This is a genomic window from Blastococcus sp. SYSU DS1024 (assembly GCF_054050795.1).
The window spans coordinates 75865-99366 of record NZ_JBJHAA010000014.1; the positions used below are offsets into that span (position 1 = coordinate 75865).

At 75.6% G+C, this 23502-nt stretch carries 28 protein-coding genes; 19 read left to right on the forward strand and 9 right to left on the reverse strand.

Features of this window, described 5'->3' with window-relative positions; translation table 11 throughout:
* Window positions 1-235: 235 nt before the first annotated feature.
* The 7 genes from ACI79S_RS13930 (at window position 236) to ACI79S_RS13960 (ending at window position 6377) form a co-directional block, all read left to right on the forward strand.
* On the forward strand, window positions 236-703 hold the full coding sequence (locus ACI79S_RS13930) for a pyridoxamine 5'-phosphate oxidase family protein (protein ID WP_456594035.1): 468 nt from the start codon (window positions 236-238) through the stop codon (window positions 701-703).
* Window positions 700-3300 carry a multicopper oxidase domain-containing protein gene (locus ACI79S_RS13935; protein WP_456594036.1) on the forward strand — a complete coding sequence of 867 codons (2601 nt, stop codon included), beginning with the start codon at window positions 700-702 and terminating at the stop codon, window positions 3298-3300. The genes ACI79S_RS13930 and ACI79S_RS13935 overlap by 4 nt, the downstream gene beginning before the upstream one ends.
* Entirely contained in the window at window positions 3297-3704 is a 408-nt protein-coding gene (locus ACI79S_RS13940) for a hypothetical protein (RefSeq protein ID WP_456594037.1), read from the forward strand. The genes ACI79S_RS13935 and ACI79S_RS13940 overlap by 4 nt, the downstream gene beginning before the upstream one ends.
* A 287-nt stretch (window positions 3705-3991) precedes the next feature.
* Window positions 3992-5155: an MFS transporter gene (locus ACI79S_RS13945; protein WP_456594038.1), complete on the forward strand. Its 1164-nt coding sequence runs from the start codon at window positions 3992-3994 to the stop codon at window positions 5153-5155.
* Window positions 5156-5179: 24 nt separating this feature from the next.
* Window positions 5180-5698: a hemerythrin domain-containing protein gene (locus ACI79S_RS13950; protein WP_456594039.1), complete on the forward strand. Its 519-nt coding sequence runs from the start codon at window positions 5180-5182 to the stop codon at window positions 5696-5698.
* A gap of 95 nt (window positions 5699-5793) precedes the next feature.
* Window positions 5794-6150, forward strand: a complete 357-nt coding sequence (locus ACI79S_RS13955) for a LuxR family transcriptional regulator (protein ID WP_456594040.1) — start codon at window positions 5794-5796, stop codon at window positions 6148-6150.
* Between the two features lie 56 nt (window positions 6151-6206).
* Window positions 6207-6377 carry a hypothetical protein gene (locus ACI79S_RS13960; RefSeq protein WP_456594041.1) on the forward strand — a complete coding sequence of 57 codons (171 nt, stop codon included), beginning with the start codon at window positions 6207-6209 and terminating at the stop codon, window positions 6375-6377.
* A 9-nt stretch (window positions 6378-6386) separates the two neighbouring features.
* On the opposite strand, the gene ACI79S_RS13965 is transcribed toward ACI79S_RS13960, so the two are convergent.
* Entirely contained in the window at window positions 6387-6545 is a 159-nt protein-coding gene (locus tag ACI79S_RS13965; RefSeq protein WP_456594042.1) for a hypothetical protein, read from the reverse strand.
* A gap of 122 nt (window positions 6546-6667) precedes the next feature.
* On the opposite strand from ACI79S_RS13965, the gene mgrA reads away from it, so the two are divergent.
* The 7 genes from mgrA (at window position 6668) to ACI79S_RS14000 (ending at window position 13288) form a co-directional block, all read left to right on the forward strand.
* Complete coding sequence (gene mgrA, locus ACI79S_RS13970) at window positions 6668-7699, forward strand: L-glyceraldehyde 3-phosphate reductase (RefSeq protein ID WP_456594043.1); 1032 nt, start codon at window positions 6668-6670, stop codon at window positions 7697-7699.
* 55 nt (window positions 7700-7754) lie between these two features.
* Window positions 7755-8045: a hypothetical protein gene (locus tag ACI79S_RS13975; RefSeq protein WP_456594044.1), complete on the forward strand. Its 291-nt coding sequence runs from the start codon at window positions 7755-7757 to the stop codon at window positions 8043-8045.
* Window positions 8042-9310: a hypothetical protein gene (locus ACI79S_RS13980; RefSeq protein ID WP_456594045.1), complete on the forward strand. Its 1269-nt coding sequence runs from the start codon at window positions 8042-8044 to the stop codon at window positions 9308-9310. Before ACI79S_RS13975 ends, ACI79S_RS13980 begins: the two co-directional genes overlap by 4 nt.
* A gap of 5 nt (window positions 9311-9315) precedes the next feature.
* Window positions 9316-9903 carry a hypothetical protein gene (locus ACI79S_RS13985; RefSeq protein ID WP_456594046.1) on the forward strand — a complete coding sequence of 196 codons (588 nt, stop codon included), beginning with the start codon at window positions 9316-9318 and terminating at the stop codon, window positions 9901-9903.
* Window positions 9900-10490, forward strand: a complete 591-nt coding sequence (locus ACI79S_RS13990) for a hypothetical protein (protein ID WP_456594047.1) — start codon at window positions 9900-9902, stop codon at window positions 10488-10490. Before ACI79S_RS13985 ends, ACI79S_RS13990 begins: the two co-directional genes overlap by 4 nt.
* 66 nt (window positions 10491-10556) lie before the next feature.
* On the forward strand, window positions 10557-12626 hold the full coding sequence (locus ACI79S_RS13995; RefSeq protein ID WP_456594048.1) for a glycosyltransferase: 2070 nt from the start codon (window positions 10557-10559) through the stop codon (window positions 12624-12626).
* Window positions 12627-12673: 47 nt separating this feature from the next.
* Window positions 12674-13288: a QsdR family transcriptional regulator gene (locus tag ACI79S_RS14000; RefSeq protein WP_456594049.1), complete on the forward strand. Its 615-nt coding sequence runs from the start codon at window positions 12674-12676 to the stop codon at window positions 13286-13288.
* A gap of 25 nt (window positions 13289-13313) precedes the next feature.
* On the opposite strand, the gene ACI79S_RS14005 is transcribed toward ACI79S_RS14000, so the two are convergent.
* Complete coding sequence (locus ACI79S_RS14005; RefSeq protein ID WP_456594050.1) at window positions 13314-14780, reverse strand: hypothetical protein; 1467 nt, start codon at window positions 14778-14780, stop codon at window positions 13314-13316.
* 159 nt (window positions 14781-14939) lie between these two features.
* On the opposite strand from ACI79S_RS14005, the gene ACI79S_RS14010 reads away from it, so the two are divergent.
* Together ACI79S_RS14010 and ACI79S_RS14015 are read left to right on the forward strand one after the other, a co-directional pair.
* Window positions 14940-15152 carry a DUF4177 domain-containing protein gene (locus ACI79S_RS14010; protein ID WP_456594051.1) on the forward strand — a complete coding sequence of 71 codons (213 nt, stop codon included), beginning with the start codon at window positions 14940-14942 and terminating at the stop codon, window positions 15150-15152.
* Window positions 15149-15703 (forward strand): DUF4334 domain-containing protein, encoded by a 555-nt coding sequence (locus tag ACI79S_RS14015; protein WP_456594052.1) that lies wholly within the window; start codon window positions 15149-15151, stop codon window positions 15701-15703. Before ACI79S_RS14010 ends, ACI79S_RS14015 begins: the two co-directional genes overlap by 4 nt.
* On the opposite strand, the gene ACI79S_RS14020 is transcribed toward ACI79S_RS14015, so the two are convergent.
* The 3 genes from ACI79S_RS14020 to ACI79S_RS14030 are packed head-to-tail and all read right to left on the reverse strand — an operon-like array spanning window position 15687 to window position 17553.
* The gene (locus ACI79S_RS14020) at window positions 15687-16097 is read right to left on the reverse strand and encodes an arsenate reductase ArsC (protein ID WP_456594053.1); all 411 of its coding nucleotides are present in this window, start codon (window positions 16095-16097) and stop codon (window positions 15687-15689) included. The genes ACI79S_RS14015 and ACI79S_RS14020 overlap by 17 nt on opposite strands.
* Window positions 16094-17218 carry an ACR3 family arsenite efflux transporter gene (gene arsB / locus ACI79S_RS14025; RefSeq protein WP_456594054.1) on the reverse strand — a complete coding sequence of 375 codons (1125 nt, stop codon included), beginning with the start codon at window positions 17216-17218 and terminating at the stop codon, window positions 16094-16096. Before arsB ends, ACI79S_RS14020 begins: the two co-directional genes overlap by 4 nt.
* Window positions 17215-17553 carry a metalloregulator ArsR/SmtB family transcription factor gene (locus ACI79S_RS14030; RefSeq protein ID WP_456594055.1) on the reverse strand — a complete coding sequence of 113 codons (339 nt, stop codon included), beginning with the start codon at window positions 17551-17553 and terminating at the stop codon, window positions 17215-17217. The genes arsB and ACI79S_RS14030 overlap by 4 nt, the downstream gene beginning before the upstream one ends.
* A gap of 131 nt (window positions 17554-17684) precedes the next feature.
* Between ACI79S_RS14030 and ACI79S_RS14035 the strand changes: the two genes are divergently transcribed.
* Both ACI79S_RS14035 and ACI79S_RS14040 read left to right on the forward strand, forming a co-directional pair.
* Window positions 17685-18167: an ArsI/CadI family heavy metal resistance metalloenzyme gene (locus ACI79S_RS14035; RefSeq protein ID WP_456594056.1), complete on the forward strand. Its 483-nt coding sequence runs from the start codon at window positions 17685-17687 to the stop codon at window positions 18165-18167.
* A 79-nt stretch (window positions 18168-18246) separates the two neighbouring features.
* On the forward strand, window positions 18247-19218 hold the full coding sequence (locus tag ACI79S_RS14040; protein ID WP_456594057.1) for a hypothetical protein: 972 nt from the start codon (window positions 18247-18249) through the stop codon (window positions 19216-19218).
* Between the two features lie 68 nt (window positions 19219-19286).
* Here ACI79S_RS14040 and ACI79S_RS14045 read toward each other — a convergent pair whose 3' ends face one another.
* The 3 genes from ACI79S_RS14045 to ACI79S_RS14055 all read right to left on the reverse strand — a co-directional run bounded on the left by ACI79S_RS14045 (window position 19287) and on the right by ACI79S_RS14055 (window position 21488).
* The gene (locus ACI79S_RS14045; protein WP_456594058.1) at window positions 19287-19829 is read right to left on the reverse strand and encodes a DinB family protein; all 543 of its coding nucleotides are present in this window, start codon (window positions 19827-19829) and stop codon (window positions 19287-19289) included.
* A 92-nt stretch (window positions 19830-19921) separates the two neighbouring features.
* The gene (locus ACI79S_RS14050) at window positions 19922-20866 is read right to left on the reverse strand and encodes a YihY/virulence factor BrkB family protein (protein ID WP_456594059.1); all 945 of its coding nucleotides are present in this window, start codon (window positions 20864-20866) and stop codon (window positions 19922-19924) included.
* Entirely contained in the window at window positions 20859-21488 is a 630-nt protein-coding gene (locus tag ACI79S_RS14055) for a CAP domain-containing protein (RefSeq protein ID WP_456594060.1), read from the reverse strand. Before ACI79S_RS14055 ends, ACI79S_RS14050 begins: the two co-directional genes overlap by 8 nt.
* A 75-nt stretch (window positions 21489-21563) precedes the next feature.
* Between ACI79S_RS14055 and ACI79S_RS14060 the strand changes: the two genes are divergently transcribed.
* On the forward strand, window positions 21564-22370 hold the full coding sequence (locus tag ACI79S_RS14060) for an SDR family oxidoreductase (protein ID WP_456594061.1): 807 nt from the start codon (window positions 21564-21566) through the stop codon (window positions 22368-22370).
* Window positions 22371-22389: 19 nt separating this feature from the next.
* Here the strand turns inward: ACI79S_RS14060 and ACI79S_RS14065 are convergent, their stop codons facing one another.
* Window positions 22390-23316 (reverse strand): GGDEF domain-containing protein, encoded by a 927-nt coding sequence (locus tag ACI79S_RS14065; RefSeq protein WP_456594062.1) that lies wholly within the window; start codon window positions 23314-23316, stop codon window positions 22390-22392.
* Window positions 23317-23502 lie beyond the last annotated feature (186 nt).

Here is a 23502-nt window from a genome sequence, read left to right on the forward strand (position 1 = left end):
CCTCGGCGCCCGGGGGGCGCACCGGCCGGGGGAGGACGTCCGGAACCGTCGGGACCTTCGTCCCTGATCCGACGGGACCTGCGCGCGGACGGGGACCAGCGGCCACCCGGTTCGGGACCAAGGACCCCGGGTGCCGCCGTGCCGCCGGCGCCACAGTGGGAACCGGAGGGGCGGACCGCTCCCGTTTCCCGCTCGGCGCGTTCCCGCAGCCGGGACCCCGCACCGAGGAGTGACCGTGTTCAGTGCTGACCCCGACCGGACGCTCGAGGTCCTCGACGAGGACGAGTGCCGCCGGCTGCTGGGGACCGCCGTGATCGGCCGGCTGGCTCTCACCGAGGGCGCGCTGCCGACCATCCAGCCGGTGCACTTCGTGCTCGCCGGCGACCGGATCGTCATCCCGACGCGGGTCGGCAGCAAGGCCGCCGCCGCCAGCCGGGGCGCGGTGGTGGCCTTCGAGGCAGACGAGATCGACCCGGTCGCCCGGGTGGGCTGGAACGTCACCGCCATCGGACCGTCGCGGGTGGTCGTCGACCCGGCCGGGGTGCGGGCGCTGGACTCCCTGGGAGCCCGTGCCTGGGTGCCGGGGAAGCACCCGTGCTACATCACGGTGCAGCTGACGCTGCTCCGCGGCCGCCGGGTGACCGCCGGTGCCCGCGCGTCCGGTGCGGAGCCGGCCGCGCTCCTGGCGGGCGCGTCGGAATGACCCTGCTCCACGCGCCGGTGGCGGCGGAGGGTCGCCCGCGCCTGCCGTACGTCGAGGAGCGCTCCGGTCCGGCGCGCGGTGCCCGGTCCCGGCTCGTCGTCGGCGGGATCGCGGGCTACCTGCTGGCCGCCGCGGTCACCGTCCCGGTCGCGCACGTGGCGCCGGCGCACGGCTGGATCGCCCTCCACCTGCTGCTGCTCGGTGCCGCGACCAACGCGGTCGTCGTCTTCTCCCGGCACTTCGCCGGGGCCCTGCTGCACGCCCGGGACGGCGGGGAGCGTGCCGCCGGCGCCCGGCTCCTGCTGCTCAACGCGGGCGTGGTCCTCGTGCTGCTCGGGGTCGGCTGGCCGCAGCCGGTGCTGACCGCGCTCGGCGGGACGCTCGTCGTCGGGGCGGTCGCGTGGCACGTCGCCTCCCTCGTCGCGATGCTCCGCCGGTCGCCCGGCGGGGGCCGGCTGCGCCGGGTGGTGCACTACTACGTCGTCGCGGGGGCGGCGCTCGTCGTCGGCGGCGTCCTGGGCACGCTCATGGGCACCGGCCGGGCCGGGGCGTGGCTGACGCACACCGGGCTCTACCTGGCGCACGTGCACCTGAACCTGCTGGGCTGGATCGGCCTGACCGTCCTGGGCACCGGCTTCATGCTGTGGCCCGCCGTGCTGCGCACGCGGATGGCCGACGACGCCCCCGCGGTGGCCCGGCGGGTGCTGCTCCTGGCCGGGCCGGCACTGGCCGTCCTGACCACCGGCCTGCTGCTCGAGCTCCCGGCCCTCGCCGCCGCCGGGCTCGCCGGGTACGCGGGGGCGGTGGCGTGGTCACTGGCGCCGGTGGTGCGCATCGCCCGGACCAGCCCGCCGCGGACGGCCCCGGCGATCGGCCTGGCCGCCGCGACCGGCTGGCTGCTCGTCGCGCTCGCGGTCGACGCCGGCGCCGCGCTGCAGGGGCCGGCGGCGTCGGTGGCGGTGCTCGCACTCCTCGTGCCGGTCCTGGGCCTCGGCTTCGTGGCCCAGGTGCTCGTCGCCGCGCTCACCTTCCTGCTCCCGGCCACCCTCGGCCGCGGACCCTCCGGGCACCGGCTGCTGGCCGCCCGGCTCCAGGCGGCCGGGATGGCGCGGGCGATCGTGACCAACGCCGGCGTGGCGCTGCTCGCCCTGCCGCTGCCCGCGCCGGCCCGGGCGCTCGGCTGGGCGCTGGCCCTCACCGGGCTGGCCGCCTTCCTGCCGCTCCTGGTCAGCGGCGTCGTGGCCACCCGGCGGGTCCCGGCGGCGCCCGCACCGGCCGTACCCCCGTCGCCGGCCTCGCTCCCGGGGGCGCTGCCGGCCGCCGCCGTCCTGACCGTCGTCGCCGTCCTCGGCTGGGTGCTCACCGGTGGATCCCCGGTGACCGACCGGGCAGCGGCCGCCCCCGTGAGCGGGGCGGTGGTCGTCGAGCTCGGCGACAGCTGGATCAGCCCGGCCAGCATCTCCGTCCCCGCCGGGGAGCGGCTGGTCCTCGACGTGCGCAACGTCGGCTCCATGCGGCACGACCTGCGGCTCGAGGGCGGCCGGGGCACCGCCATGCTGGCCCCGGGCGCGTCGGCCGTCCTCGACGTCGGCGAGGTCACCGGGCCGCTGGTCGCCTGGTGCACGGTGCCCGGCCACCGGCAGGCGGGGATGCTGCTCGCCATCGAGGTGGACGACGGTGCGGCCGCCCCGGCGGGCACGGCGCCCGACCACGCTCCCGGGCACGGCGCCGTCGCGGCTGCCGCCCCGGGACCGGCGTGGGTGCCCTACGACCCGACGCTGCAGCCGGCTCCGGGCGGCACCGTCCACGACGTGGACCTGCCGGTGGTGGAGGGCGACGTCGAGGTCGCGCCGGGGGTGCGCCAGCGGATGTGGACCTTCGGCGGCACGGTGCCCGGCCCGGTGCTGCGCGGCCGCGTCGGCGACGTCTTCCACGTGCGGCTGGTCAACGACGGCTCGCTGCCGCACTCGGTGGACTTCCACGCCAGCCAGGTCGCCCCGGACCGGGCGATGCGGTCCATCGACCCCGGCGAGGAGCTCGTCTACTCGTTCCGCGCCGACCGGGCGGGCGCGTGGCTCTACCACTGCGGCACGGTGCCCGTCCTGCAGCACGTGGGCATGGGGATGTACGGGGCGGTGGTCATCGACCCACCCGGCCTCCCCCCGGTCGACCGCGAGCTCGTGTTCGTGCAGTCGGACATCTACCTCGGGCCGGACGGCGACCTCCCGGGCATGGCGGTCATGACCGACGCCGACTACGACGTCGTCGCCTTCAACGGCTACGCCGGGCAGTACGAGCACGCCCCGGTGACCGTGCGGGCCGGGGAACGCATCCGGGCGTGGGTGGTCGCCGCCGGCCCCAGCGCGGGCACGGCCTTCCACGTCGTCGGCGCGCAGTTCGACACGGTGTACCGGGAGGGCGCCTACGTGCTGCGGGCGGACGACGGGTCCTCGGGCGGCGCGCAGGTGCTGGACCTGGCGCCGGCGCAGGGCGGGTTCGTCGAGTTCGCGCTGCCCGAGCCGGGCCGCTACCCGTTCGTGTCGCACCGCCTGGCCGACGCCGCCCGCGGAGCCGGCGGCCTGTTCGTGGCGCGGTGACGCCGGTGCTCGACATCGGCACCGCCGACCTGCGGCTGTTCCTGCACCTGGCCGCCGCGGTGATCTGGGTCGGCGGTCAGCTCGTGCTCGCCGGGCTGGTGCCCGTGCTGCGCCGCATCTCGCCGGAGGCCGCGCCGGCCGCGGCGCACCGGTTCGCCGCCCTCGCGTGGCCGGCGTTCGCGGTGCTGGTGGTCACCGGGATCTGGAACATCGCGGCCGTCGGCGCCGCGGACGGGGCGTACCGGGCGACGCTGGTCGCCAAGCTGGTCGCCGTCCTGGTGTCCGGGGCCGCCGCCTGGGCGCACGCCCGGGCCGGGAACCGCCGCACCCTCGCACTGACCGGTGCCCTGACCGGCGTCGCGGCGCTCGTCGCCCTCTTCTTCGGCGTCGTCCTGCGCGGCTGACCGGCCGGGGCCGATCGGCCCTGCCGCCACCGGGCTCGAACGGGACCTTCGGCCCGGTCCCGATGACGTCCGGCACCGGGACCGGGGCCGCCGCCGTCCGTAGAACAGAAGGCAGGAACAACCCATCGCCCCGCCGCCGAACCGGTGCCGGGGCACAGAGGAGAAGGACACCGGCCATGACCTCGGCCCCCACACTCCGACCGGGCGCAGGCAGCGCGGTCCCCGCCCCCACCCCCTCGGCCGGACCGGCGCCGGCCGCCCCGCCCGTCCCGCGCCAGGCGTGGGTCATGCTCGCGGTGGCGACGGTCGGGTTCGTCATCAACTTCTGGGCGTGGGCGCTGGTCAGCCCGCTCGGTGCCTTCTTCACCGGCCGGCTCGACCTCGGCGCGCTGCAGACGTCGCTCCTGGTGGCGGTGCCCGTGGTGGTCGGCTCGCTGGGCCGCATCCCGGTGGGGGCGCTGACCGACCGGTTCGGCGCTCGGGTCATGTTCCCGCTGGTCAGTGCGCTGACGATCCTGCCGGTGCTGTTCATCGGCTACGTCGGCAACGACTCCTACGCGCTGATGCTGCTCGGCGGTTTCGTCCTCGGGCTGGGTGGCACCACGTTCGCCATCGGCGTCCCGCTGGTCAACGCGTGGTTCCCGCCGGCCAAGCGGGGCACGGCCCTCGGCATCTTCGGGGCCGGCATGGGCGGCACCGCGATCTCGGCGTTCACGACCGTGCAGCTCGCGGACGGCGTCGGCCTCGCGTTCCCGTTCACCCTCGTCGCGGCGCTGCTCGCGGTCTACGCGATCGTCTCGGCGCTCGTCCTGCGCGACGCCCCCGGCCGCACCCCGCTGCCCGGCAGCGCGGTCCGGCGGGCCTGGGACACCGCGCGGCTGCCGGTGACCATCCAGATGTCGTTCCTCTACGCCGTCGGCTTCGGTGGCTTCGTCGCCTTCAGCGTCTACCTGCCGACCTACCTGAGGACCGCGTTCGCCCTCGACCCCGGTGACGCCGCGCTGCGCACCGCCGGCTTCGTCGTCCTCGCGGTCGTCATGCGGCCGGTCGGTGGCTGGCTGTCCGACCGGTTCCACCCCGTGTCGGTGCTGATCGGCTGCTTCACGGTCGTCGCGGTCTTCGCCGCCGTCTCGGCGCTGGAGCCGCCGCTCGCCCCCGCCGGGACCATCGCCTTCCTCGCGATGGCCGCCGCACTGGGCGCCGCGTCGGGCGCGGTGTTCGCCCTCGTCGCCATCGCCGCTCCGGCCGGGACGGTCGGCTCGGTCACCGGCATCGTCGGCGCCGCCGGCGGCCTCGGCGGGTTCGTCCCCCCGCTGGTCATGGGCCTCATCTACGGGTGGCAGGGCAACTACCGCCCCGGTCTGTGGCTGCTCGCCGTCACCGCCGCCGTCGCCGCCCTCTACACCTGGCGGGGCATGCGCTCGGTCGGCCGCACCGGCACCACCGCCTGAGACACCCGGAACGGAGGACGACCGATGTGCGACCACTGCGGCTGCCGCGACCTGACCCCGGTTGCCCGGCTCATGGACGAGCACGACCGGCTGCGCGAACTCGGCGAGGAGATCCGGCGGGCGCTGTCGGCCGGTGCGCTCCCCGCCGCCCGGGCGGGCTTCCAGGCGCTGCTGGCGGTGCTCGGCCCGCACGTGGCCAAGGAGGAGAAGGCGCTCTTCCCGCGGCTGGCGCAGGTGGGCGAGCTGACCGACCACGTGGCGGTGCTCGAGGGGGAGCACGCCGACCTCTTCGACGCCGTGGACGAGCTCGACGACCTCGGCACCGGGGCGGCCGACCAGTGGGCGGACGGGGTGCTGCGCGCCCTCCACGACCTGGACGAGCACATGTTCAAGGAGGACTTCGGGCTCTTCCCGGCCGCGCTCGCCACCCTCGACGGCGCGGACTGGGACGCGGTGGACGCCTGGGAGCGCACCTCCGGCGTCCGACTCCTGGGCGGTGAGGACCGGGTGACTGCCGACGGCCCCGCCCAGGCACCGGCCTAGGTGTACCGAGCGATGAGGTGCGGTGCCAGGCGGCTGCTGTGGGCGACCAGGTGAGCGCGGTCGCCGGTCCTCGACCGCCGGCGCACGATGGGGCCGTGGACGACCGAGGATCCGTGGACCTGGAACGACTGGCCGCCGAGCTGCTCGCCGACGCCGCGGGGGAGAAGGCCCAGCGCGCCGCCCGCACGCTCCCGCACCCCGTCGACGGCCTGCGGCAGACCGTGATCGCCCTGGTACGGGGCCAGCAGCTCGCCGAGCACGAGAGCCCCGGCCCGGCCAGCCTGCTGGTCCTGCGCGGGAAGGTCCGGCTCATCGCGGGGGAGGACGCCGTGGAGCTGGGGGCGCTCGAGATCGGTCCCGTCCCCGACCGCCGGCACAGTCTGCACGCCGACGAGGACAGCGTCGTCCTCCTCAGCGTCGCCGTGCCCCAGCGGGCACCGACCGCCTCCTGAGCATCGCGGCGCGGGCCGGTCTGGACGATCCGGTCGCCGGGGTGGAAGGTGCGCCCATGACGGAGAACCGCTACGCCATCGGGCTGGACGAGCTGGAGGCCGGCGTCCGCGTCGGCCCCGCCGAGCAGGTGGCCGGGCAGCCGGTGCCGGTCGCGCCACCGGTGGAGCGGCGCACCGATCCGCAGCCGTACGCCGACGGGGCGGGCGGCGACGTCGACGGGGAGTGACCGACCCGGTCAGACCTTGCTGCTGCCCTTCAGCCAGCCGTAGGCGGCGGTGCCCAGGAAGAGCACGGCGCCCAGGAGCAGGAGCCAGAACAGCCCCTCGATCAGCGCCCCGATGACCGCCAGCGCCAGCCAGAGGACCAGCAGCAGACCGATGAGGCGCAGCAGCACGGGGCACTCCTGGGGTGAGGCGGAACCGGAACGCCCAGCCTAGCGGCGGCGACAGCACCGGACGGGCCTCCGGGCCCGGAGGCCGGCGGGCGGGGGAGCAGGCGGTCGGAGAGGATGCAGCGATGGCCTACTCCGCTGCCGGCGACCGCTACGACTCGATGACCTACCGCCGCACCGGGCGCAGCGGCCTGGACCTGCCGGTGATCAGCCTCGGCCTCTGGCACAACTTCGGCGACGACGTCCCGTTCGACCGGCAGCGCGACATCCTCCGCCGGGCCTTCGACCTGGGCATCACGCACATCGACCTGGCCAACAACTACGGCCCGCCCTACGGCAGCGCGGAGACCAACTTCGGCCGGCACCTCCGCGACGACTTCCGGCCCTACCGCGACGAGCTCGTCATCTCCACCAAGGCCGGCTACGACATGTGGCCCGGGCCGTACGGCCAGGGCGGCGGCTCGCGGAAGTACCTGCTCAGCAGCCTGGACCAGTCGCTGCGGCGGATGGGCCTGGAGTACGTCGACATCTTCTACAGCCACCGGCCCGACCCCACGACGCCGCTGGAGGAGACGATGGGGGCGCTGGACACCGCAGTCCGCTCCGGGAAGGCCCTCTACGCGGGCATCTCGTCGTACTCGCCCGAGCAGACCCGCCGGGCGGCGGCGATCCTCGCCGACCTGGGCACGCCGCTGCTGATCCACCAGCCCTCGTACTCGATGCTCAACCGCTGGATCGAGCGGGAGGACCTGCTCGACACCCTCTCCGACGTCGGCGCGGGGTGCATCGCCTTCTCGCCGCTGGCGCAGGGCATGCTCACCGACAAGTACCTCGGCGGCGTCCCGGAGGGATCGCGCGCCAGCCTGGGCAAGTCGCTCTCGCCGGACCTGCTCACCGAGCAGGCGCTCACCCACGTCCGCGCCCTCGACGGCCTGGCCCGCGAGCGCGGGCAGTCGCTGGCCCAGATGGCGCTGGCCTGGGCGCTGCGCGACCCCCGGATGACCACGGTCCTCATCGGGGCCAGCAGCGTGCGGCAGCTCGAGCAGAACGTCGGCGCCCTGGGGAACCTGGAGTTCAGCGACGAGGAGCTCGCCGCGATCGACCGGCACGCCGTGGACGCCGGCATCGACCTCTGGGAGGGGCCCCGCACCGCCTGACGGGCCTGTGGACGACGGATCCGGGCCCGGCCCGGATCCGCCTAGGGTCCGCGTCGTGAGTGACGGCCTCGAGGTGGCGACACTGGTCCTGCGCGACGCCGGCCGTGCCCTGCTGGTCGTGTACCGCGAGCTCGACGGCGCGCGGGACGCGGCGGACGTCGGCAGCGACGTCATCGCCCACGACCGGCTGCGTGACCGGCTGCGGGAGTTCGGCAGCAACTGGGACCGCCGGCGGACCGAGATGGCCGGGCTGGTCGAGGGGCTGGGCCAGGCCGCCCAGGACGCCGCCGAGGTCTACGAGCGGATCGAGACCGAGCTGGTCGCCGCCCTGGCCGGTGAGCGGTGAGCCGCCCGCGGGACTGGTCGCCGCTGCGCCCCTCCGACCCGGTCGGCGGCGACCCCGCGGCGATCGCCCGGCTCGCCCGGCGGTACGCCGACACGGCGGCGGCGATCACCACGGCGGCCAGGGCGCTCCGGACCATCCACGACAGCGCGACCACCTGGAACTCCGACGCCGGCCGGGCCTTCCGCGAGCGGACCGCCGAGGTGGCCGGGACGATCGAGCAGGCCCTCGACCGGTACGAGGGCACGGCGGAGGCGCTGGCCGCCTACGCGCGCACGCTCGACGACGTGCAGGCGGGCGCCGACACCGTGCTGGCGCGCGCCAAGCGGGCCGAGGACGCCCGGGACGCCGCCTGGCGGGCCCGGGAGCGCGCCGCGACGCAGCCGGAGCCCGACCCGGTCGCCGAACGGCGGGCGCACGACGACGCCGCGGCCGCCACCGCCGGCATCCGGGCGGCCGACGAGGAGCTCGCGGCGCTGGAGGCCGAGTGGCGCGCGGCGGGGGACGCCGCCGCCGACGCGATCGACGACGTCCTGGGCGCGAACGACCACCTCGCGGACGGCTTCTGGGACGACGTGCTGGACGTCGTCGCCGTCGTCACCGGCTGGGCCGGGAAGCTCTCTGCGGTCTTCGGGCTCGTCGCGTTCTTCCTGCTGACCATCCCGGGGCTGCAGCCGTTCGCCGCGGCGTTCGCGGGGCTGGCGTTCGTCACCGGGGCCGTCTCCCTGGTGGGGAACTCCGTGCTGCACGTGGCGGGTCGGGCGGAGCTGTCGGCCGTGCTGTGGGATGCGGTGGGCGTGCTCGCCTTCGGGGCCGGCCGTGCCTTCGCGCTGGCCGGCCGGGCGGTCGCGACCGGCACCCGTGGGCTGGCCTTCCCCTCGCTGGTGCGGCACCTCCGTGCCTCCGGGATGACCCGCCGGGAAGCCCAGCGGGCGGCACGGGACCAGGGTGTCCCGGCGCCCGGACCGGCGGCCGGCGCGCTCGCGTCCCGGGCCCGCGACCCGCGCGGCTGGCTGCCCACCCGCGCGGAGTGGGCCGAGGCCTACCGCCCCTCGGGTCTGCTGCGCGATCCGGTCGCCGGCCCGCCCCCGTTCATCCACCCGCAGACGACGGCGGCCCCCCAGGTGGCGACCGGGCTGGCCCGCGCCGCGCGGGCCGAGGGCGGCACCCTGCTCTCGAACGCCGTCGGCACCGTCCCGGCGGCCAACGCCTTCGCCGGCGCCGGTGGCGAGGCCGGCTCCCGCTCCCCGGTCCGGGCGGGCCGGTGACGGTCGTGGCGCCGGAGCCGGCCCTGACGCGTCCCCGCGACTTCACGTTCGCGGTACCCGGCGACTGGGCGCGCATCCGGGTGCTGGACGACGCGCAGCGGGACGCGGACGTCCGCCGGATCGCCCGGGCGGTCACCCGTGGCCGCCCCGACCGCGACCGGCTGATGCCGCAGGTGGCGCGCGTGCTGCACGGCGCGGCCGCCGCCCGGAGCGACAGCCACACCGTCGAGGTGCACCTCCCGGTCCACCAGGACGGCGCCCCGCCGTTCGCCTGCGCCCTGGCGGTGGGTGTCGTCCCCCCGGCCGGGGACCGACCGGGCGCCGAGGAGGCGGCCTTCCTCGCCGCGGGGGGAGCGGCGGCCTCCGCCGAGGTGGTGGAGCTCGCGGCCGGCCCCGTGGCCCGCCTGCGCCGCCGGACGCAGGCCCCGGCACCGGACGGGCGGCTGCTGGAGACAGCGGTGATGCAGTACCAGCACCCGATGCCCGGCGGCGGCTTCGTGCTGCTGAGCTTCTCGACGCCGCTGCTGGAGGTGCTCGAGCCGCTGACCGCGTTGTTCGACGCCGTCGCGGGCTCCTTCCGGTGGCTCCCGTGACCGCTGCCGTGCGGACCTGGACCTACCGGGTCGAGCCGTCCGACGCGGGCTGGATGTGGCTGCCCCGCTCCGGCACCGTCGCGGCCCTGGCGCAGGCGGTCTGCGACGACCTCGGCGCCGACGGGGCCGCCGCGGTGGCGCTCGGCGAGCAGGTGCGGTCGCTGGCCACCGCCCTGCGCGAGGGAGCCCCCGACCTCGCTGCGCTCTGGATCCCCGATCCCCGGTACGGCGTCCTCGCCACGCTCCGCGCGGACCGGTACCGGCTCACCACCGGGCTGCCGGAGCTCGCGGAGCAGGAGCGCGCCACGGCCGGGCGCGGGCTGGCCCGTCCCGAGGTCGACGTGGTGGCGCTGCCGGCCGGCCGGGCGTTGCGCGTCCGGCGGGTGGAGCGGCAGTCCGGCGGCCCCGGTGACGGGCTGCTCGTCGAGAGCGTCCGGCACCTCGTGGCGCCGCCGGGGGTCGTCGACGTGTCCGGCGAACCCTCGGCGGTGGAACTGGTCATGGCGTGGACGCTGCTGCACGAAGGAGAGGAGTTCGCGGACATGGCCGACCGGACGGCTGCCCGGCTCCGCGTCACGACCGGCTGAGCACGCGGCCCGATCTCACCCCTCGGGGGGATGTGCACGCACGGGGTGCGTGTCGATTCCTCCCGGGTGAGCATCGAGCGGGCGGCGTTGGGCCGCCCCAGCGGGGCCCGGGACGCCGTCCCGGCGCCGGAGAGCGCCCTGCGGCTCCTCGTGGTGCGCGCCGTGGCCGTCGCCGCCGTCCTGGCGACCGCCGGCTACCTCACCTGGCGGCTGGTGGCCACGCTCCCCGAGGGGCCGGCGCTCTGGCTCGGCGTGCCGTTCCTGGCGCTCGAGGTCTACGGCGGCCTCGCCCTGGTGCTGTTCGTGATGACCACCTGGACCGTCGCCCCGGCGACCGTGCCGGCGCCCCGCCCCGGGCCGCCGCCGTCGGTCACCGTGCTCATCGCCACCTACAACGAGCACCTGGACGTGCTCCTGCCGACGGTCGCCGCCTGCCTGGCCATGGTGGGCGAGCACGAGACCTGGGTGCTCGACGACGGCGACCGGCTCGAGGTCGAGGAGATGGTGACGGCGCTCGGCGCGCGGTACGTCACCCGACCCGAGCACGACCACGCCAAGGCGGGCAACCTCAACCACGCGCTGGCGCTGGTGCCGACCGACCTCGTCGCGGTGTTCGACGCCGACCACGTCCCCGACCCGGACTTCCTCACCCGCACGCTGCCCTACTTCGCCGACGAGCGGCTGGCGCTGGTGCAGACGCCGCAGCACTTCTACAACACGAGCTCCTTCGAGCACCTGCGCCCGGGCGCCGACCTGCACGAGGAGTCGCTGTTCTACCGGGTGATCCAGGCCGGCAAGCACCACGCGGGGGCCGCCTTCTGGTGCGGCACCAACGCGGTGCTGCGCGCCGAGGCGCTGCGCGAGATCGGGGGAGTGGCGACGGAGTCGCTCACCGAGGACTTCCACACGACGATGAAGCTGCACCGCGCCGGCTGGCGGAGCGCCTACCACAACGAGGTGCTGGCCCGCGGGCTCGCAGCCGGCAGCCCGGACGCGTTCTACGCGCAGCGTCGGCGGTGGGGCCGGGGCGCGATGCAGGTGCTGCGGCACGACAACCCGCTCACCGCCACGGGGCTGACGCTGCGGCAGCGGCTGGGCTACCTCTACTCGCTGTCGGCGTGGTTCGACTCGTGGCGGACGCTGGGCCTGGCGCTGGTCCCGGTCACCGTGCTCGTCACCGGGCTGTTCCCGGTGGATGCACCGCCCGCGCTGTTCGCGGTGATGGCCGGCGTGCCCTTCCTGCTCCAGCAGGCGGCCCTGACGCTGCTGTCGCGCGGGTTCGCCCCGGCGCGCTTCTCGTTGCTGTTCGAGGTCGTCCGGCTGCCCTCCAACCTCGCCGCGACGCTGTCGCTGGTGCTGCGCGGCACGGGCCGCTTCGCGGTCACCGCGAAGGGGCGCACGGGGGAGGAGCGCACCCGTGCCCGGGTGCCCGCGCTGCTGCTCGCGCTCGCGGCCGTGCTCGTCGGCAGCCTGCTCCACGCTGCCGCGAGCCTGGCCGGCTGGACGCCGATCGAGCACCGCTGGGGCGGCACCACGCTGGTGCCGGTGCTCTGGGTGAGCGTCACCCTCGGCTTCGTGCTGGCCGGCATCCGGCGGATCCGTGACCCGCGCTTCTCCGCCGAGCGCCGGGACGGTCACCGCTTCCCGGCCGCGTTGCCGGCCGTGGTCGACGGGGCGCCGGCGCGGCTGGTCGACGTCTCGCTCGGTGGCGCGCAGGTGCGCGTCCGCGGCGTCGGCGCCTCCGTCGGCACCGAGGTGGAACTGGCCATCCGCGTGCCCGATCGTGCCGAGCACGTCGTCTTCCGCGCGGTGGTCAGGTCCCGGACGGAGGACGTCCACCGGGTGCAGTTCGTCGGGCGGCAGTGGCGCGGGCTGGCCGCGCTGTCGGCGACGGCGTTCGGCGCCGGTGCGGCCCGCTGGGCGGCCGTCGAGGTCACCCCCGTCGGGCTCGACACCCCCGTCGACACGGGCGGCCGGGTGCTCGCCGCCCGCGCCAACCCGGACGCGGTGGCCGCGGCGGTGCGCAGCCCGTTCGTCTCACCGGCCGCGCGGCGCCCGGTGGACGACGACACCCGGCCGATCCCGCGGCTGACGCCGGAGCTCGAGCGCGCCCTGGCCGGCGCCGACGGCCCGTGAGCAGCGGTCCCGGGGACCGCGCGCCCGGCTCTGGGACCATGCCCACCGTGGACCGGACCGGGGACCGTCCCGCGCGGACGCGGGTGGACGCGGCCACGGTGATCGCGCTGGCGGCCCGGTGGATCCACGCCGGGCGCCGTATCGACATGGGTGCGCTGGGCGAGGAGATCGGGGTCTCCCGGATGACCCTGCACCGGCACGTCGGCAGCCGGGAGCGACTGGTCGGGGAGGCGGTCTGGTACCTGGCCGAGCGCGGCTGGCGGGCCTGCACCGAGGCGGAGGACGCGCGGCGCGGCCCGGACGACCCGGAGCTGCGCAGCGCGCGGGTGATCCGGGCCTTCAACGCCGGGGTCGTCGGCAGCACCGGCATCCGGACCCTCATCGACAACGAGCCCGATCTGGCCCTGCGCGTGCTGACCGACCCGGCCGGACCGGTGGAACCCCGCGCGGTGCGGGTGGCGGTGGAGCTGATCGAGAGCGACGAGCGGGCCGGCCGGCTGCGACCGATCATCGACCGGGAGAGCCTGGCCTACGCGTTGGTCAAGCTGGCGGAGGCGTTCCTCTACGCCGATCTGGTCGCCGGCCGTCCGGTCGCCGTCGAGGCGGCCGACCGCGTGCAGACGGCGCTGCTGGAGGCCGGCTGGGTGCGGCCCGGCCGCTGAGCGCCACCGGGCCGCACCCGGCAGGTCAGCGACGCCCGAAGGCGTAGTCGTCCTGCGTCGAGTCGCGCAGCTGCACCGAGATGCGGTCGTTCACCGAGGGGAAACCGGGAACGGTGATCACCTCGGGCTCCCCGCCGCCGCGCGGCCGGACCTCGATGCGGATCGGGCGCAGCCCGCGCGGGCTCGCCGGCAGGTAGGCGTCGACCGCGTTGAGGAACGTGAGCGTGTTGAACGGGAACAGGTCGCCCTTGGCCAGGTCGGTCTCCTGGTCGGGCGCGGTGTACCCGGTCGGCGTCCGCGTGCCGACGTCGGTGAGGAACAGGGCGTTGACCTCGCCGACCCGGCCGAACGTGCCCTCGGTGCTCGTCCGCGGCGTCGTGACCGGGGTCGTCACCTCCAGCGGGCCGGTGCGGTCGCCGATCACGTCGACGGTGATCTCGTCGGAGTCCGCACCCTGGTCGCCCCAGATCTCCCGCGCCCGGATGAGGGCGAGGTTGGTGTGCTCCTCGGACTTGGGCACGAACGCCTCCAGCCCTTCGCCGGCGACGCCGCTGTTGAGGCGGACGAAGTGGTCGGAGCGGGGGAACGGCGACTGGTAGAAGTGGTGGACCGAGCCGTCGGGCCGGTGGAGCGCGAACTCGTAGCTGTGCCGGCCGTAGAGGTCCAGCGGGCCGAAGGAGCCGTCGCCGGTGATCGGGATCGTCGCCACCGGGGAGGCTGAGGTGTGCCGGCCGGTCCGCGTGCTCACCCGCCAGACCTCGAGGGTGGCGCCCTCGAAGCCGAGGTTCTGCGGGAACAGCACGGCGCGTCCGGCGACGGTGACCTGGGCGGGCGCCTCCGGCACGACGTCGGTGGTCGACGGCTCCGAACCGGTGAAGAACTCGTAGACGGCGGCGAAGGTCCGCGCCGACGAGGCGGCCTCGGTGTGGCCCTGGTCGGGGTTGTAGAGGTTCGCCACCGCGCCCTCGATCTCGCCGACGCTGCCGCGGCGGGGGTCGGGCGGGGAGTTCCACTCGCCCCAGACCGCCAGCGTCGGGACGCCGCCGGGCGGGGTCTCGGCGCTGCGCCCGTCGAGGTTCACGTACTTGGCGACCTTCGCCGCCCGGGCGGGCTCGGCCAGGTAGGCGTGGCTCACCGTGGTACCGCGGGAGTGCGCGGCGAGCAGCACCTGCTCGGCGCCGGTGCTCGCCAGCACGGCGTCCAGGAAGGGGCCGAGCTCCGCGATCGCCTGGGTGTTGTCGCTGCCGCTGGTGTCGTACTCGTAGGCGAACAGCAGGTCCTGGGGGTAGCCGTTGCTGGTGAACCGCTGGAACTGCGTCTGCCACTGGGCGGCCGAGCCGCTGTTGCCGTGCACGAACACGACCGGCAGGGGTTCGGCCGAGGTCTCGTCGGGGTCGGCGGCCGCCGTTCCGGGGACGGCGGTGATCAGCAGAGCGCCCAGCAGGACGGCGGCCCAGCGGCTGCGCCGTGGATGTCTCGGTGTGGTCCTCACGCGTGCTCCTCCCGGCGCCGGCGGCGCCCCGGCGCGGACGTTACACATGGGTGATCCGTATCACTAGGGCGTCGGAGCGGCGGCCCGTCTCGACGCCGGCGGGGGAGCGCGGCACGCTGGCGGGCGACCGACCGGACCGAACGAGAGGACGGACGACCCATGGGCGCAGCGCGCTACGAGTACAAGGTCGAGGAGATCCGCGAGGGGATGATCGGCGGCAAGATGTCCGGCGGGAAGCTGGAGAAGGTGCTCAACCAGCACGCCCGCGAGGGGTGGCAGCTGAAGGCGATCACCTCGGTGGAGGTCAAGGGCCGCATCGGCCCCGGCGGGGTCGACGGCGTGCTGGTCACCTTCGAGCGCCCGCTCGGGTGACGCTGCGGTTCACCAGCCCGGACGCGTGGGTCCGCGATGCCCAGCGGGACGGTGTCTCCCGGGCCGAAGCGCAGTCGTCCTTCGACTTCTTCGAGCCGCAGCCGGTGGAGGAGATGCTCGGCCGGTGGGGCGGCAGCGGGCTGCCCACCGGCTCACCGCTGGACGGGCTGCTGGAGGCCTACGGCTGGTGCGGCAAGGAGTTCCTCGGCACCGAGACGGTGCACCCTCTGCTGTTCGGGACGGCGGCCGGGCCGCGGCCGGTCGACCCGGCCCTGCTCCCGGTGGGTGTGCTGCGCCGCGCGCCTCGGCTGGCCCACTCGCGGGCGGCCCGCACGGCCTTCACCGCCGTCCGGCCGCTGCTGACGACCTCCCGCCCGAAGGCCCGGTTGCGGGCGGTCGAGCACCGCGGCGTCGTCACCGCCGCGATGGTCTACGACCGGCTGCCGATCATCGACGTCTTCAAGCGGGTGAGCAGCCGCACGGTCCTCGGGATGATGGACCTGCGCGGCCTGCCCGACCCGTTCTTCTTCGTGCTCAGGCGCGAGGGGTGACCGCGAGCTCGGCGAGCAGCCCGCGGATGCGTCGCTCGATCTCGTCGCGGATCGGCCGCACCGACTCCACACCCTTGCCCGCCGGGTCCTCCAGCGCCCAGTCCAGGTAGCGCTTGCCCGGGAAGATCGGGCAGGCGTCGCCGCACCCCATCGTGATGACCACGTCGGAGGCCTCGACGGCGTCGGTGGTGAGCACCTTCGGCCGCTGGTCGGAGATGTCGATGCCGACCTCCGCCATGGCCTCGACCGCGGCCGGGTTGACCTGCTCGCCGGGAACCGAGCCGGCCGAGCGGACCTCGACGGCGTCGCCGGCCAGGTGGCGCAGCCAGCCGGCGGCCATCTGCGAGCGGCCGGCGTTGTGCACGCAGACGAACAGGACGCTGGGGGTGCTCACGCGGCGCTCCTCGCGGTGGCAGGGACGGTGGGGTCGCCGGGGAACCAGCGGCGGGCGGCCCACAGGGACACGTAGACGAGGCCGACGAGCACCGGCACCTCGATGAGCGGGCCGACGACGCCGGCGAGCGCCTGCCCGCTGGTGACGCCGAAGGTGCCGATCGCGACGGCGATGGCCAGCTCGAAGTTGTTGCCCGCGGCGGTGAACGCCAGCGTCGCCGTCTTCGCGTAGCCGAGCCCGAGCCGCATGCCGAGCAGGAACGAGCCGCCGAACATCAGGAAGAAGTAGGCGAGCAGCGGCAACGCGATGCGGGCGACGTCCCACGGCTGGGAGGTGATCGCGTCACCCTGCAGCGCGAAGAGCATGACGATCGTGAACAGCAGGCCGTACAGGGCGATCGGGCCGATCCTCGGCAGGAAGCGCTCCTCGTACCAGGCGCGGCCACGGCGGCGCTCGCCCAGCGTGCGGGTGAGGAAGCCGGCGACCAGCGGGATGCCGAGGAACACCAGCACCGAGACGACGATGGCCCAGAAGCTGAACTCCGCGGAGGTGGTGGTCAGCCCGAGCCAGCCGGGCAGCACCTGCAGGTAGAACCAGCCCAGGACGGCGAAGGCGAGGATCTGGAAGACCGAGTTGATCGCGACCAGCACCGCGCCGGCTTCCCGGTCACCGCAGGAGAGGTCGTTCCAGATCAGGACCATCGCGATGCAGCGGGCCAGGCCGACGATGATCAGCCCGGTCCGGTACTCGGGCAGGTCGGGCAGCAGCAACCAGGCGAGGGCGAACATCAGCGCCGGGCCGACCAGCCAGTTGAGCACCAGGCTCGCGCCCAGCAGCTTCCGGTCGCCGGTCACCCGGTCCAGCTCGGAGTACCGGACCTTGGCCAGCACCGGGTACATCATCAGCAGCAGCCCGATCGCGATCGGCAGGCTCACGTCGCCGACCTCGACCGCGCTCAGCGCATCGTCGAGGCCGGGGACCCAGCGGCCCAGCGCCAGCCCGAGCGCCATCGCGGCGATGATCCAGACGGGCAGGAACCGGTCCAGCGTCGACAGCTTCTGCAGGACGGGGGCGTCGGCCGGGACGTCGGTGCGCGCGGTCTCGCGGACGGCGTCGCTCATGCCGGCACCCCCGTGCGGAACAGGCTGGCGACCGCGTCGAGCGCAGCCGGTCGGACGGCGTAGTACACCCACACCCCGCGCTTCTCCCGGTCGAGCAGCCCGGCCGAGTGCAGCACCTTGAGGTGGTGGCTGATCGTCGCCTGGGTGAGCTCGAAGGCGTCGTTGAGGTCGCAGACGCAGGCCTCCCCGCTCGCGCTGGAGGCGATCAGGCTGACCAGGCGCAGGCGCACCGGGTCGGCCAGCGCCTTGAGCAGCGGGGCGACCTGCTCGGCCTGCTCGGCGGACATCGCCGTACCGGACAGCGGCGTGCAGCACGCCAGGCCGGGCTCGCTCATCGAATCTCCTCGCATCGGACGTCGACCGTCATCGTAACGATGTCCATCGTATTGACAAGCATCGATACCTGCTGTTCATTCTGCGGTCAGACATCGATGTCCGTCGATGTCCCCGCTCCTGAGGAGGAACCATGTCCCGCGTGCAGCTCGCTCTCCGCGTCGCCGACCTCGACGCCGCGGTCGACTTCTACTCCCGGCTCTTCGACACCGCCCCGGCCAAGCGGCGGCCCGGTTACGCGAACTTCGCCGTCGCCGAGCCGCCGCTGAAGCTGGTGCTGCTCGAGGGCAGGCCGGGGGAGCCCACCCGCATGGACCACCTGGGTGTGGAGGTCGCCTCCACCGACGAGGTCACCGCGGCCACGGACCGGCTGGCCGACGCCGGCCTGGCGACCCGGCCGGAGGAGGACACCACCTGCTGCTACGCCGTCCAGGACAAGGTCTGGGTGACCGGGCCCGGCGGCGAGCCGTGCGAGGTCTACACCGTCAAGGCGGACGCGCGCCCCGACCTGGAGGGGCAGACGGCCGCCGAGCTCTCCGCCGTCAGCGGGGACGGCACCTGCTGCCGGACGGAGGGCTCCGGCACCGACGCCCGGCCCGCCGCGGCCTGCTGCTGACGTCACCCGGCTGCGAGTGCTACGAACTCGTGGTGATCAGGCGCTGATCACCACGAGTTCGTAGCACCGGGGGAGAGGCGTGGATCTCGACGAGATCGCCGACGAGCTGTACGAGACCGCCCCCGAGGAGTTCGTCGCGCTGCGCAAGGAGCGCCAGGAGGAGGCCCGGGCCGCCGGGGAGAAGGCGCTGGCCAAGGAGATCGGGGCGCTGCCCAAGCCGTCGACCGCCGCCTGGGTCTGCAACCTGCTCGTCCGCGCCCACCGCGGGGAGATCGAGGGGCTGGTCGAGCTGGGCGACCTGCTCCGCGGCGCCCAGGAGAACCTGGCCGGGGACGAGCTCCGAGCGCTCAACGCGCAGCGCGGCCAGCTGCTGAACGCGCTCACCCGGCAGGCCGCCGCCCTCGCCCGCGAGCGTGGCCACCCGGTGAGCGCGTCGGTGTCCGGCCAGGTGGAGGAGACCCTGCGGGCGGCCATGGCCGATCCGGAGGCCGGGGCGGCGCTGCTCACCGGCCGGCTGACCGGGGCGATGTCGTACAGCGGCCTGGGTACCGTCGCGCCGCGTCCGGCGCTGCGGCTGGTCTCCCCGCCCGGGTCGCCGGCCGGTCCGGCGCGGAGAGCGACGGCGGGGACGGCGAGGAAAGCGACGGCGGGGGAGGGAAGGCCGGCCGGCCCCACCGCCGCCGAGCGCCGGGAGCGGGAGCGGGAGGAGCGCCGCCGGGCCGAGGAGGAGAGGCGCCGTCGGGAGCTGGCCCGTGCCCGTGCCGCCGCGGAGGAGGCCACCGCAGCAGCAGAGGAGGCCGCCGCCGCTGCCGCGGAGCAGCGTCGCGAGGTGGAGCAGCTCGAGCAGCGACGGGGCGACCTGCAGGCGCGCGTCGAGGAGCTGGCCGACGAGCTCGCCGAGGCGGAACGGGCCGTCGGCGAGGCCGCCGCCGCGCTCAAGCGGGCGCAGCGCCGGCAGGGCGCAGCCCAGCGCGAAGCCGAGGACGCAGCCGATCTGCGCGACCGCGCGATCGCCCACGCCGAGGAGCTGGCGGGCGACGGGCCGGGCTGAACCGGTCGTCGGCGCCCGTGGGTGCGGCCGGGGTCGAGGCGCCGGCGGACGCGCCCGACCACGGGGCCTCAGCCCATCGTCTTCTGCCCGTCCAGGGACTCCCGCAGGATGTCGGCGTGGCCGGCGTGCTGGGCGGTCTCGGCCACGATGTGCAGGAAGACGCGGCGGGCCGAGCGGTGCGCCCCCGGCTCGAACCACGGGGCCTCGGGCAGCGGGTGGGACGCGTCGAGGTCCGGCAGCGTGCGCACCAGCTCGTCGGTGCGCCGGGCGACCTCCTCGTACCGCGCCAGCACGCCGTCGAGGGTCTCCTCCGGGAGCAGGCGGAACTCCTGCGCCCACGCCTCGCGGCCCCCTGCGTCGGTCGGGGCCGCCATCGCCTCGGTCCCCTCGACCACGAACCGCGCCCACGCCGCCTCCGTGGCGGCGACGTGCTTGATCAGGCCGCCCAGGGTCAGCTCGCTGGCCGTGGGCCGCTGCCGCGCCTGCTCGTCGGTGAGCCCGTGGACGGTGAAACGGAGGAAGTGCCGGTGGGTGGAGAGCGTCTCGAGCAGATCGGCCCGTTCGGCCGGGAGGGCCGCCGTGCCGCTGGGGGTGTGGGTGCCGCTGGTCATGGCCGTACGCCTTCCGCCGGGCCGGTGGGGTCACCCGGGACGCTAGGCCGGGGGTACGACGGTTCCGCGGCGCCGAGAAGGCGAGGCGGCCCTCACCGCCGCGCCGGCTCCCGGTCGCCGCTCCCGGCCCCGACTGTGGCACGGGAACCGGCTCGGTCCATGGCTCGGTCCCCGGCGCGCTCCGGCCCCGGGCTTCGCGGACGGCGGGCGTGCACCCGGCGGGCCATGACCCGGTACCCGGCGATCAGCGCGGCGTTGCCGAGCAGCAGCCACAGGCCGAGCAGCACCGCCGTCGCCAGCGCCGTCGCTCCGTAGCGCGCGGTGAAGTCGGCGTACTCGAGGTAGACGAGGTAGCCGCCGGTGGTGGCGGCGACCAGGCCGGTCGCGGTCGCGGCGCCGACGACGACGTCGCTGATCCGCGTCTCCCACAGGCGGAACAGCGCGTAGACGAGCCCGATGAGCACGCCGAGCAGCGCCAGCGACCCCAGCCCCATCACGATGCGCACCGCCGTCCCCTCCCCGAGCAGCCGCGGCACCAGGTACAGCGCCGCGAGCCCCGAGAACACCGCCACCGGCAGCACGGCGATGATCGCGAGCGCCAGCAGCCGGCCCTTCCAGCCGCGCATCCGCTGCTCCGACCGCGGCGCCACGTCGCTGAACGCCCGGGCGAGGGCGGCGCCGTAGGTGGTCGCCGGCCAGACCGCCGCCACCGCCGCCACCGGCCCGGTCTGGGCGGCGACGTCGATCAGCGCGCGCAGCACGTCGGCGACCGGCAGCTGGTCGGGCGCCTGGGCGTCCACCTCGGTGCCGAGGTCCTGCAGCGAGGACTGGTCGACCACCAGGCCCGCTCCCCAGAAGCCCAGCAGCACCATCGGCGGCAGCGAGACCATCGCGTAGAAGGCGAGGCTGGAGCTGGTGGTGAGGAACTCCGGGCTGCGCAGCCAGGCGAGGAAGCGCCGGGCCGGCTCGGGCACCCGCCGGTAGCCCTCGCCCAGCCGCCGCCGCAGCCGGCGGACCCGCTCCCGCGCCTCAACCACAGCTGGGGCCGTCCTCCTCGGGCCGGGCGATCGGCTCCTCCGGCGGCGTCTCCCGGCTGACCTCGGGGCGGTCGGAGCCGACCGTGCGCCCGAACTGCTGGGTCCCCCAGACCGAGCCGTCGGGGGCGCAGTGGAAGCCGATGCCGATGCGGTCCCAGCCCGGGTTGAGCACGTTGACCCGGTGGCCGTCGGAGCGCATCCATCCGACGTGCGCCGTCCCGGCCGGCACCGGCGCCGATGCGGTGAACACGTTCTCCCCGATCCCGGCGTAGCCGTCCAGCTCCTCCAGATCGAGCACCTCGCGCATGTCCTGGTGCTCGATCTGGTCGTTCTCGGCCATCTGCTCGCTCCACTCGCGCGCGACGGTCGCCAGCTCCTCGTCCCACTCCAGCGGCGGCAGGTCCCGCGCCGCCCGCTCGTCGTTCACCCGGTCCAGGACGTCCCGGGCCATCCGGTCCTCCACGTCGCCGTCCTCGGCCGACGGCGGCTCGTCGGGTTCGGGCGCGGACCCGGTGCCGGTGCCGGGCGAGGTCGTGTCCACTGCCACGCAGCCGGTGGTGGTGAGCAGGACGGCGGCGAGCGCGAGCAGGAGCCGGGCGAGCAGGGATCGGGTGGCGGCCATGCTCCGCCTCTACCCCGTGCGGGACCCCAACCCATCGTGCTGCGTGCCTGTCACGGGATCGTTAGCGTCGCTGCCATGACCGGAGGCAGCGGGCGGGTCGCGCTCGTCACGGGATCGGAGTCCGGCATCGGGCGCGCCGTCGCGGTGGCCCTGGCCGAGCAGGGCTGCGACGTCGGCATCACCTGGTACCGCGACCGGGAGGCCGGCGAGGCGACCGCCGAGCAGGTGCGCGCACGGGGCCGGCGGGCCGAGGTCCGCCACCTCGACCTGACCCGGCTGCCCGGCGCCGCCGACGTCGTCGACGAGCTGGCCGATGCGCTCGGCGGCGTCGACGTGCTGGTCAACGATGCGGGCACCGGTCACATGACGCCGCTGCTGGACCTGGAGTTCGACACCTGGCGCGAGGTGCTGGCCACCGACCTCGACGGCGCGTTCCTCTGCCTCCAGCGCGCCGCGCGCCGGATGGTCGCGGCCGGGAGCGGCGGGCGGATCGTGAACGTCACCAGCGTGCACGAGCACGCCCCCAGGGTCGGCGCGGCCGGCTACTGCGCGGCCAAGGGCGGGCTCGGGCTGCTCACGAAGGTGGCCGCCCTCGAGCTGGCCGAGCACGGCATCACCGTGAACTCCGTCGCGCCCGGCGAGATCGCCACCCCCATGACCGGCCAGGAGGACGAGGACCCCACCGCTCCCGGCCACGAGCGGCCCGGCGTGCCGCTGCGCCGCCCGGGGGACGCCCGCGAGGTGGCGGCCGTCATCGCCTTCCTCGCCTCGCCGGCCGCCGGCTACGTCACCGGGGCGTCCTGGCCCGTCGACGGCGGGATGCTGCAGATGGGCCCGATGGCGGGGTCGCACCTCGAGGCCGACGACTGGCGTCGCGGGTGACCGTCGCCCCGGAGCCGGGTCACGCCAGCCGGTCGCGCTTGCGCCGGTAGAGCTGGGCGTCGGCGCGGGAGAGCACGCCCGCCAGCTCGTCGCCGGGCCTCGCACTGGCGACGCCGGCGGTCCAGGTGAAGGGGTGGGTCGCCCGCAGCGCGGCCATCAGCTCCCATGCGGCGTCCTCGTCGGTCGCCGGCAGGCACAGCACGAACTCGTCGCCCCCGTACCGGCCGAGCACGTCGGCCCGGCGCAGCCGGCGACGCCAGCTCGCGGTCAGCGCGCGGAGGAGGTCGTCGCCGGCGCGGTGCCCGTCGCGGTCGTTGACCTCCTTGAAGTCGTCGAGGTCGAGGATGGCGAAGCTCAGGGGCTCGCCGGTGCGCGCCGCCCGCGACAGGTGCCCCTCGGCCTGCTCCTCCCAGGCACGGCGGTTGGCCACGCCGGTGAGCGGGTCGGTGCCCGCGGCCCGGCGCAGCTGCCGCGCCAGCCGACCCTGCACCTCGGTCAGGACGACCACCGAGACGACGACGGCGAGCCAGGCCGAGAGGAAACCCGACGGCGCGGCGGCCCAGGCGCCGATGCTGCCCGAGAGCACGGCGAGGGCGGCATGCAACCGGGCGGCGGGCAGCGGCAGGAAGTGCGCGGCGTACAGGCTCACCGCGATCAGCGCCGGCCCGAGGCCCACCACGCCCACGGCGGTCGCGGAGCGCCAGGCGAGCACGCCGATGAGCACCGAGAGCAGGGCCACGCCGGCGTGCAGCACCCACCGGGGCACCCGTTCGGCGGCCGCCCGCAGAGCGGCGCCGGCCGACAGGCCGACCGCACCGAGCGCCCACAGCAACCCGACGGGCGTGTCGTCGTCCATCGGCCGTGCGGCACCGAGCCAGCAGAGCGCGGCGCTGGTCGCGTAGAGGACCGCCAGGAGGGTCGCGGCCGTCCGTGGTCCGGTGTGCACCGAGCTCCCCCTGTCGTCCTCCCCCTGGTCGTCGCCGTCCATCCTGCTGGCCGGCGGCGAGGTCGCGCCGCCGGGGCGCGGAGAGTCGACCCGTCCGGGTGGTGCGCCGACCTGGCTCGGCGGGCCCCGGCGGGGTGCGCGGCCGCCGTCGGGGTCGTACCGTGCCGGGAGGGGCGCTGCCCCGGA

What these genes read in the sequence shown, in the direction of transcription:
- ACI79S_RS14035 (WP_456594056.1), top strand. Translation starts at nt 17,685, where the DNA reads ATGTCCCGCGTGCAGCTCGCTCTCCGCGTCGCCGACCTCGACGCCGCG.
- arsB (WP_456594054.1), bottom strand. Translation starts at nt 17,218, where the DNA reads ATGAGCGACGCCGTCCGCGAGACCGCGCGCACCGACGTCCCGGCCGAC.
- ACI79S_RS14030 (WP_456594055.1), bottom strand. Translation starts at nt 17,553, where the DNA reads ATGAGCGAGCCCGGCCTGGCGTGCTGCACGCCGCTGTCCGGTACGGCG.
- mgrA (WP_456594043.1), top strand. Translation starts at nt 6,668, where the DNA reads ATGGCCTACTCCGCTGCCGGCGACCGCTACGACTCGATGACCTACCGC.
- ACI79S_RS14060 (WP_456594061.1), top strand. Translation starts at nt 21,564, where the DNA reads ATGACCGGAGGCAGCGGGCGGGTCGCGCTCGTCACGGGATCGGAGTCC.
- ACI79S_RS13935 (WP_456594036.1), top strand. Translation starts at nt 700, where the DNA reads ATGACCCTGCTCCACGCGCCGGTGGCGGCGGAGGGTCGCCCGCGCCTG.
- ACI79S_RS13950 (WP_456594039.1), top strand. Translation starts at nt 5,180, where the DNA reads ATGTGCGACCACTGCGGCTGCCGCGACCTGACCCCGGTTGCCCGGCTC.
- ACI79S_RS13960 (WP_456594041.1), top strand. Translation starts at nt 6,207, where the DNA reads ATGACGGAGAACCGCTACGCCATCGGGCTGGACGAGCTGGAGGCCGGC.
- ACI79S_RS14045 (WP_456594058.1), bottom strand. Translation starts at nt 19,829, where the DNA reads ATGACCAGCGGCACCCACACCCCCAGCGGCACGGCGGCCCTCCCGGCC.
- ACI79S_RS13945 (WP_456594038.1), top strand. Translation starts at nt 3,992, where the DNA reads ATGCTCGCGGTGGCGACGGTCGGGTTCGTCATCAACTTCTGGGCGTGG.
- ACI79S_RS14055 (WP_456594060.1), bottom strand. Translation starts at nt 21,488, where the DNA reads ATGGCCGCCACCCGATCCCTGCTCGCCCGGCTCCTGCTCGCGCTCGCC.
- ACI79S_RS14010 (WP_456594051.1), top strand. Translation starts at nt 14,940, where the DNA reads ATGGGCGCAGCGCGCTACGAGTACAAGGTCGAGGAGATCCGCGAGGGG.